Source organism: Tenuibacillus multivorans (genome assembly GCF_900103915.1).
In the GTDB taxonomy this organism is placed as follows: Bacteria; Bacillota; Bacilli; order Bacillales; family Alkalibacillaceae; genus Tenuibacillus; species Tenuibacillus multivorans.
The window spans coordinates 100,913-108,286 of sequence record NZ_FNIG01000010.1 but is presented as its reverse complement, the minus strand read 5'-3'; the positions used below and the strand labels follow the sequence as shown (position 1 = coordinate 108,286).

10 protein-coding genes are annotated in these 7,374 nt (G+C 36.8%); 1 reads left to right on the top strand and 9 read right to left on the bottom strand.

The window, feature by feature from the left end; genetic code table 11:
- On the top strand, positions 1–317 hold a 317-nt coding region (locus BLP77_RS13595), incomplete at its 5' end, for an IS3 family transposase (protein WP_143001447.1).
- A gap of 124 nt (positions 318–441) precedes the next feature.
- Here the strand turns inward: BLP77_RS13595 and BLP77_RS13590 are convergent.
- From BLP77_RS13590 to BLP77_RS13550, 9 genes are all read right to left on the bottom strand, one after another.
- Positions 442–648, bottom strand: coding sequence for an alpha/beta-type small acid-soluble spore protein (locus BLP77_RS13590; protein WP_093857669.1), 207 nt, complete (start codon positions 646–648; stop codon positions 442–444).
- A 76-nt stretch (positions 649–724) separates the two neighbouring features.
- Positions 725–2,116, bottom strand: coding sequence for a class II fumarate hydratase (gene fumC / locus BLP77_RS13585; protein WP_093857668.1), 1,392 nt, complete (start codon positions 2,114–2,116; stop codon positions 725–727).
- Between the two features lie 228 nt (positions 2,117–2,344).
- Positions 2,345–3,163, bottom strand: coding sequence for a M15 family metallopeptidase (locus tag BLP77_RS13580; RefSeq protein ID WP_176753088.1), 819 nt, complete (start codon positions 3,161–3,163; stop codon positions 2,345–2,347).
- 151 nt (positions 3,164–3,314) lie between these two features.
- Positions 3,315–3,554 carry an IDEAL domain-containing protein gene (locus tag BLP77_RS13575; protein ID WP_093857666.1) on the bottom strand — a complete coding sequence of 80 codons (240 nt, stop codon included), beginning with the start codon at positions 3,552–3,554 and terminating at the stop codon, positions 3,315–3,317.
- 179 nt (positions 3,555–3,733) lie between these two features.
- A complete protein-coding gene (locus BLP77_RS13570) occupies positions 3,734–4,747 on the bottom strand; it encodes a hypothetical protein (RefSeq protein ID WP_093857665.1) in 1,014 nt (337 codons plus the stop codon).
- A gap of 177 nt (positions 4,748–4,924) precedes the next feature.
- On the bottom strand, positions 4,925–5,356 hold the full coding sequence (locus BLP77_RS13565; protein ID WP_093857664.1) for a hypothetical protein: 432 nt from the start codon (positions 5,354–5,356) through the stop codon (positions 4,925–4,927).
- 413 nt (positions 5,357–5,769) lie between these two features.
- A complete protein-coding gene (locus BLP77_RS13560) occupies positions 5,770–6,318 on the bottom strand; it encodes a GNAT family N-acetyltransferase (protein WP_093857663.1) in 549 nt (182 codons plus the stop codon).
- An 18-nt stretch (positions 6,319–6,336) separates the two neighbouring features.
- Positions 6,337–6,630, bottom strand: a complete 294-nt coding sequence (locus BLP77_RS13555) for an AzlD domain-containing protein (RefSeq protein WP_093857662.1) — start codon at positions 6,628–6,630, stop codon at positions 6,337–6,339.
- Positions 6,627–7,373, bottom strand: a complete 747-nt coding sequence (locus BLP77_RS13550; protein ID WP_093857661.1) for an AzlC family ABC transporter permease — start codon at positions 7,371–7,373, stop codon at positions 6,627–6,629. Before BLP77_RS13550 ends, BLP77_RS13555 begins: the two co-directional genes overlap by 4 nt.
- Position 7,374: the final 1 nt, after the last annotated feature.

Genomic DNA, 7,374 nt, shown 5'->3' with positions numbered 1-7,374 from the left:
CTGAGTATAGAACCACCATCCATTCAGATCAAGGGTGGCATTATCAACATCGTAAATGGGTAAAAACCTTGAAGAAGAACAAAATTTTTCAAAGTATGTCTAGGAAAGCGACCTGTGCAGATAATGCCGTGATGGAGAACTTCTTTGGCCTTATGAAGCAAGAAATGTATTACGGGGAACCCTTGGTTTCTTATACTGAATTAAAGAAGGATATCGAGAGGTACATCGATTATTACAATCACGAACGCATAAAAGAAAAATTGGCTGGTTTAAGTCCAGTGGAATACCGAACTCAAACCAGCCACACAGTTGCATAATCAAAACTCTAACTTTTGGGGTTCACTACCAAAAGCCCCCTTATTTAATGACAGGTAAGAGAAAGATTTGAATTTCTCTTACCTGCATGCTTCAAAATTAACTATGAGGTTATTGATTAGTTGGTTACTGAGTTCCACCTAGTTGTTGTTCTGCCAATTGTACTAGGCGTTTAGTGATTTCACCACCAACAGAACCGTTGGCGCGTGAAGGTGTGTCTGGTCCAAGCTGAACACCAAATTCTTGTGCGATTTCAGTTTTCATTTGGTCTAAAGCTTGAGCAACACCAGGTACTACTAATTGGTTTGAGTTGTTGTTGTTTTGTTGTGCCATTTGTATCTCACCTCCTGTGTATCCATATTTTCTACAGGAGTGAGAAAGTTATTAACGGTAATTTTTTCATATATTTTTATTTGGCATTTGGTTTTGTCATTTCTTTTGGATCAACAAGTTTATCAAATTCCTCACCTGAAAGAATACCAGTTGCTTCACTAGCTTCACGTAATGTTAAATTATGCTCATGCGCATATTTCGCAATTTTGGCTGCATTTTCATAACCGATGTGTGGATTTAATGCTGTAACTAACATAAGTGAGTCGTTAAGGAATTTTTCGATTTTTTCTTCGTCTGGTTCTAACCCAGCTAAACTACGGTCTGTAAATGATTTCATACTGTCACCAAGTAATTGACACGTTTGTAAGAAGTTATAAGCAATCATTGGTTTAAACACGTTTAATTCAAAGTTACCTTGGCTCGCTGCAAATCCAATCGCCGCATCATTACCCATGACATGAGCCGCGACCATTGTAATAGCTTCACTTTGAGTTGGATTAACTTTACCTGGCATAATTGAGCTTCCAGGTTCATTTGCTGGAATTGTAATTTCACCAATACCGCAACGCGGGCCACTTGCTAACCAACGAACATCATTCGCAATTTTCATAACATCAGCAGCTAGGCCTTTTAACGCACCATGTGTATGCACTAATTCGTCATGACTTGTTAAGGCATGAAATTTATTCGGTGCAGAGACGAATGAGCCATTCGTTTCTTCGTTAATCGTCTTGGCTACTGTTTCGGCAAAATCAGGGTGAGCATTAATTCCAGTGCCAACTGCTGTACCACCTAACGCAATTTCACGCACGTATTTTAAAGAGTCCTTGATCATGGATTCCGTTTTTTCAAGCATTCGCTGCCAACCACTAATTTCTTGTCCAAGTGTTAATGGTGTAGCATCTTGTAAATGGGTGCGTCCAATTTTCACGATATCCATATAAGCTTCGGATTTTTCTTTTAATGTTTGTTTCATTTTGTTTAAAGCAGGTAAGACGTGCTCTTCTACTTTTTTCACAGATGCAATATGTAATGCTGTTGGGAACGTATCGTTTGAACTTTGTGATTTGTTGACATCATCGTTTGGATGTAAACGCACTTCTTTTCCTTGTTCTTCAAGCCATTCATTTCCAACATAAGCAATCACTTCATTCACATTCATGTTGGATTGAGTTCCACTACCCGTTTGCCAAACGACTAGCGGAAAATGGTCAAATAGCTTTCCTGCTAGAATTTCATCAGCTGCATGTCCAATGGCATCCGCTTTATCTGTTTCTAATAAACCTAACGATTCATTTGCTCTAGCAGCACTTTTCTTAAGGATTGCAAAACCTTCGATAATTTCTTTAGGCATTTTCTCATTCCCAATCGGGAAGTTTTGTTTACTACGTTGTGTTTGTGCTGCCCAATATTTATCACTTGGGACTTTGATTTCACCAAGTGTATCTCTTTCAATACGATAATCCATCAGAATTCCTCCTTAAGCATGTATAATCATCATTTATCATCATATCAAAAAATGCGCTCAAACACGAATATCAACGCATGTAAAAAGATAAACTGATCATGAATTTTCCTTAAAAGAATAACTAATGTCTAATTTAAATGCCCAAAAAATGAATCCCCAATCCCCTGCTGAAACACCCACATCTGTGGCATAAAAAATTGGAGGCCCATCATTTGACCTCCAACCTAATTACTCAACAAACCCATAATACTCTTCAACTGTTACACCTGATTCATAGATGTCAGTAGCTGTTTCGACACCAAAATATCTTAAGTGCCAAGGCTCATAACTGTAACCAGTTATATCGCTTTTACCTTTTGGATAACGGATAACAAAACCATACTCATGAGCGTGCTCTTCCACCCATTGACCTGGCTCTGTCTCTCCAAACGCTTCAACTAATTCCATCGCAACAACATCAGAGGTAATATCCATTGTTAAACCGGTATGATGTTCACTATGACCCGGAACTGCAGAATATTGATCGACCCAATCTTGACCATAATTTTCGACATACCAATTATATAATTCAATCTGACGCTCAATGGATCGATATCCAGATTGCGCCACTAGATCAAAGCCTTCTTCTTTAGCTGCTGCAAATAACTCTTCTAAAGCATTGGCAGCTTCTTCTCGTAACAGACGTTTAGGGTTACCTTCACTAGCATTAAAAGGCACTTGTGGTTCAACTAAATTTTTTGGAACAAAACCCTTTGGCAAACGCCGTACTTTATTAACGACAACATCTAAGGCATGTGGATCCTCAACAATAATAGCGTTGTCTTCTGGTTCGTTTCTTTCACTTGATTCATCAGTCGGATTGTTTTCTTGCTCCTCTTCATTCATATCTGTTTCATTATCCTCAAGCTGATTAGTCTGAAGTGTTTCTTTACCCTCTACCACAAGATCAGCTTGAGTTAAAAAATCACTTTTTAATGTTTCAGCTGTATCTTGGTTACAACCAGTCATAATTAATACACTTGATGCTATGATGATTAATCGTTTCATGTCTCTGTATCCCCATTCATCTCTTAGTTCTATCATTATGGTAACACGGATATAAAATACTGACCAAAGACATTTTTCCTGTTTTTATGACTTTTTTCTTTTAATCTTACAGAAAAAGCTACCTCTTAAAGAGGCAGCTTTATCGGCTCAATTATTTTAGATATTTTGTGTATTCTTTACTTAATTTGTCAAATGCTTGATAATCTTCTTCATCTATTGCTTTATTTATTTTCTTTTCCAAAGTATTTTTATTCCATTTGAAAACTAATTCATCTAACACTAAGCGTGCAGCAAGTTTAATTTCATATGGTATTTCCCTTTTAGCTTTAATGGCTACCCGTTTTGGAAATTGATATTTAATGAGCACATAAGAGGTTACTTGTTTTTTCATCTTTTCTTCCCCCTTACTCCCTTTTTTCTATTATAATAAAAAAACCAACATAATTGCAATAATATTCAGAAATTTTTACTAAAAAAATTCCCCGACATGCTTTTACATGTCAGGGATAAGCCTCTTGTTGGGAGAGAGGTGTATATGAACTTCGCTAAGAAGCGAAGAGTTCAACATAATTAGTGATTAGGGCCTTTTCCATGACCTTTGCCCTTAGCTTTTCCATTGTTGCCTTTTCCGTTGTTTCCTTTATCTTTCGCTTTGTTTTTACCGAAAGATGGTTTAGATTTTCCATTTTGAGAAGGATGAACATTAAAGTTCTCTTCGCGATCAATTTCTACGCGAACTTCTTCATCTTTATCTGCATTTTCATCTTCAGTTGATTCTTCTTCATCAGAATCTTCATCTGAACTTTCGTCATCAGAAGACTCTTCTTCGGTTGTATCTTCTTCAGTATTTTCATCAGAATTTTCTTCTGAATCTTCATCTTCTTCAACAGTAAATTCATCCGTAATTTCATTTAATCTTTCATATAATGCGGATAAATCGTCATATTTTACTTCTAATCGAGCTAATGAACGCTCAATATTTCGTTTTAATGCTGCTTTAGCAACTGGGTTTTTCACTTTTTCCATATTTATAGCAAGTGAAATGACATTTTGACCGACGACCTTTGTTTCTTCTTCAGCTTCATCTCTTTCTTCTTGTTCCTCGTCGTCAGATTCTTCCTCATCTGAATTTTCTTCGTCAACGGAAGACTCATCTTCATTATTTTCCTCTTCGTCAGACGATTCCTCGTTTTCTTCTTCCTCTGAATCCTCTTCGTCCGTTCCATCAGAAGATTCAGCTTCCTCCATAACTGTTAAAGCTTCTTCTAGAATCTCATCAGCTTGCTCTACATGACCTTCATCATAAAGAGCTTGAGCTTCTTCAATTTGTTGTAGTGACCAATCTAACAATAATTCCAAACGCTCCGAGTCTTCTTCCTCTAAAGCTAATGACAACTGGTCAGAAACTTTAACGTAATAAGAAAATAATTTTGCTTCTAAGGTCGTTTCCTCTTCAACTTCTACATCTTGTTGTTGATCTTCTTCGTCTTCATGTTCATCAGCAGTAATACTTAGTGGGGCTAATACCAATGATGTTGTTAATGTACCTGCTGTCAATAAATGAAAAAATTTATTGCGCTTCACCTAATCACCTCTTTTACTAAATTCACTCATAAACTACGAGCAAGAGGATATCATTTTTGGGGGTTATTTTAAAAAAATAAAAATTTTGTCTAAATTTACGATCAGAACCTCTTGTTATAGGGGCTTCAGCTTTAATCAACATAAAAAAATGCACTGGTTATTCCAGTGCCAGTGTTTTTACCTTTTCTTGATTTTATACATTTCTTCTTCTAATTCAAAAACTTTATCTTTTAGAAATGTTATTTGATTGCTATGATGCTCAATGATTGCATTACTAGTTTGTTTAGTCAGTAAATCAAGCTTCTCATCAATTCGTTTAATATCATGTTTAACTTCCCTAAATTCTGACCTTACTTCTTCTCTGAATTGTTTTTGGTCAGTTCGAAGTTCCGTCAATTCTTCTCTGAACTGCTTTTGTTCATTCCGAATTCCCGTCAATTCTTCTCTGAACTGCTTTTGTTCATCCCGAATTCCCGTCAATTCTTCCCTGAACTGCTTTTGTTCATCCCGAATTCCCGTCAATTCTTCCCTGAACTGCTTTTGTTCATCCCTAAATTGTTTCTGTTCAGTCTGAATTTCCTTGAGAACCTTTAGAATTTGTTGTTCCATGGGCCCACTCTCCTATGAGTATTATATAGCAATTCGATGATGATTACCATATAATAGCCGAGTGTCAATTCATATGTTTGGATTTTTCTAGTGAATAGCCACTTATGGTCATAAAGGCAGTGTGGTAAGCAACCTTGCTGTATATAATTGCTATTGTTTTTATTATACCAAACATGCGTTCCTTTTTCTATTGACTTTTTTAAAAAATTCACTTGATACGTCAGCCGTTCCGAAGATGGATCGGACCTTTTGGTTAAGGTAAGGGATTTAACAACGTCTTTAACCAGTAGGCAGTAACCCTTTTTCCAAGATAATATCCTAATTTATGTCGGGTTCAAGTTCAACATATTGTTTAGGTCACCTAACCTCAAGACTCAAGGTTCCCAACCAACATTAATGACCCCCTAAAATTTTTATTTAGGCAACTCCATTAATTGGTCCGCTAATGTTTGTATGTTCGACCAACCATAGGCCGTTTCTTCATAAGTGCCGTGTCCAATCGTAACATTTTCAGCCTCTACTTTTTGAGCACCGAATCGAACGTAAAACTGACCGTATGGATTGTTAGTCAAAATCCAAACTAATAAGGACTTATAACCATCCTTTAAACATTGTCTAACAAACTCTTCTAGTAGCCTTTGACCAACGCTTTGTTTCTGATATTCCTTTAAAACATAAATATCATATATCTCCACTTCATAATCAAAGTTTTTTGTTCGCTCTAAGCCACCAGAAATAAAGCCAACCAACTTACCATCATCTTCTTCTGCTACAAAAACATATTGATTAACCTTGTTAGAAGACAACATCGTTTCCCACATAACCCTTCGATGATCCAATGTCATGACTTGCTTCAAATCCTCATCATCTATAAGTGATTCATATGTTAGTCGCCACGTCTGGTCGTGAATGTTGGCAATTTGTTCTGCATCATCTCTTGTAGCCTCTCTAATAAAAAGCATCACATATCCCACTTTCTTTTACATTGTCAATAAATAAACGGTCAAGATTGAACCAATCACAGCAAAAATAACATTCACATTAAATAGTGCAATAACTGCTGCCACGACTCCTCCCAAAATACCAATTAATGGTCTGTCATCAATGACATACATAATTCCTGGGAAGATTAAAGCGCCTAAAGCAGCAAAAGGAATAGCATTTAGCCATCTATTCACCCATGGTTTAAGTGTTAAGCCATTCATGATAAAAGCTGGGAGAAAACGAGGAACCATGGTGACAATAGCCATACCAATAATGGTTGCGATAATCATGATTCATCATCCTCCTTCAGTAAGAAAATACCTAATAAACTTCCGATAATGGTCGAAATAACAATAGCCCAGCCTTCCTGTTGATCCTTAAAACCTAGAGGCTCGTATAATATATAATTAATCAACATGCTAAAAGCTGCAATGATCCCTATTCGCCATTCCTTTTTTACTGAAGGAGCAAGTAGCCCAATAAACATCGCATATAAGGCTATCCCCATACTTTGACTTATAGCCGTAGGGATAATGTCACCTAATAACGCTCCTGCTAAACTTCCGAGGATCCAGCCAATATATGCGAATAAAATTAAAGCTAAGTAAAATAAGGTCCCATATTTATGTTTGGCTTTACCTCCATGCAAAGATGACACGGCAAATGTCTCATCGGTTAAGCCGAGTGATAAAAGGAATTTCCACCGAACAGGAAAGTCCTTAGCCTTATTCATAAATGACATGCTCATAATAAAATGTCTAAAATTCAAAACAAACGTAGCTATGACGATTTCGACAAACATGGCACCACTTGCAAATAATCCAGCGGCCATTAATTGAGAGGCTCCAGCAAATACGAGCACACTCATCATCGTGGTTTCCATAGTCGATAAGCCCGATTCTTTTGCTAAAACACCGTATGCTATAGCAATTGGTAAATAACCTAAAAAGATCGGAAATCCTGCGACTAATCCTTTTTTAATCGCTGTCTGTTTACTGAATTCTTCTTCTGTTAACGTTTGAACATGCTCCATC

Coding starts and splice junctions, on each gene's coding strand:
- BLP77_RS13590 (WP_093857669.1), bottom strand. CDS start 648: ATGGCACAACAAAACAACAACAACTCAAACCAATTAGTAGTACCTGGT.
- fumC (WP_093857668.1), bottom strand. CDS start 2,116: ATGGATTATCGTATTGAAAGAGATACACTTGGTGAAATCAAAGTCCCA.
- BLP77_RS13580 (WP_176753088.1), bottom strand. CDS start 3,163: ATGAAACGATTAATCATCATAGCATCAAGTGTATTAATTATGACTGGT.
- BLP77_RS13575 (WP_093857666.1), bottom strand. CDS start 3,554: ATGAAAAAACAAGTAACCTCTTATGTGCTCATTAAATATCAATTTCCA.
- BLP77_RS13565 (WP_093857664.1), bottom strand. CDS start 5,356: ATGGAACAACAAATTCTAAAGGTTCTCAAGGAAATTCAGACTGAACAG.
- BLP77_RS13560 (WP_093857663.1), bottom strand. CDS start 6,318: ATGCTTTTTATTAGAGAGGCTACAAGAGATGATGCAGAACAAATTGCC.
- BLP77_RS13555 (WP_093857662.1), bottom strand. CDS start 6,630: ATGATTATCGCAACCATTATTGGTATGGCTATTGTCACCATGGTTCCT.
- BLP77_RS13550 (WP_093857661.1), bottom strand. CDS start 7,373: ATGGAGCATGTTCAAACGTTAACAGAAGAAGAATTCAGTAAACAGACA.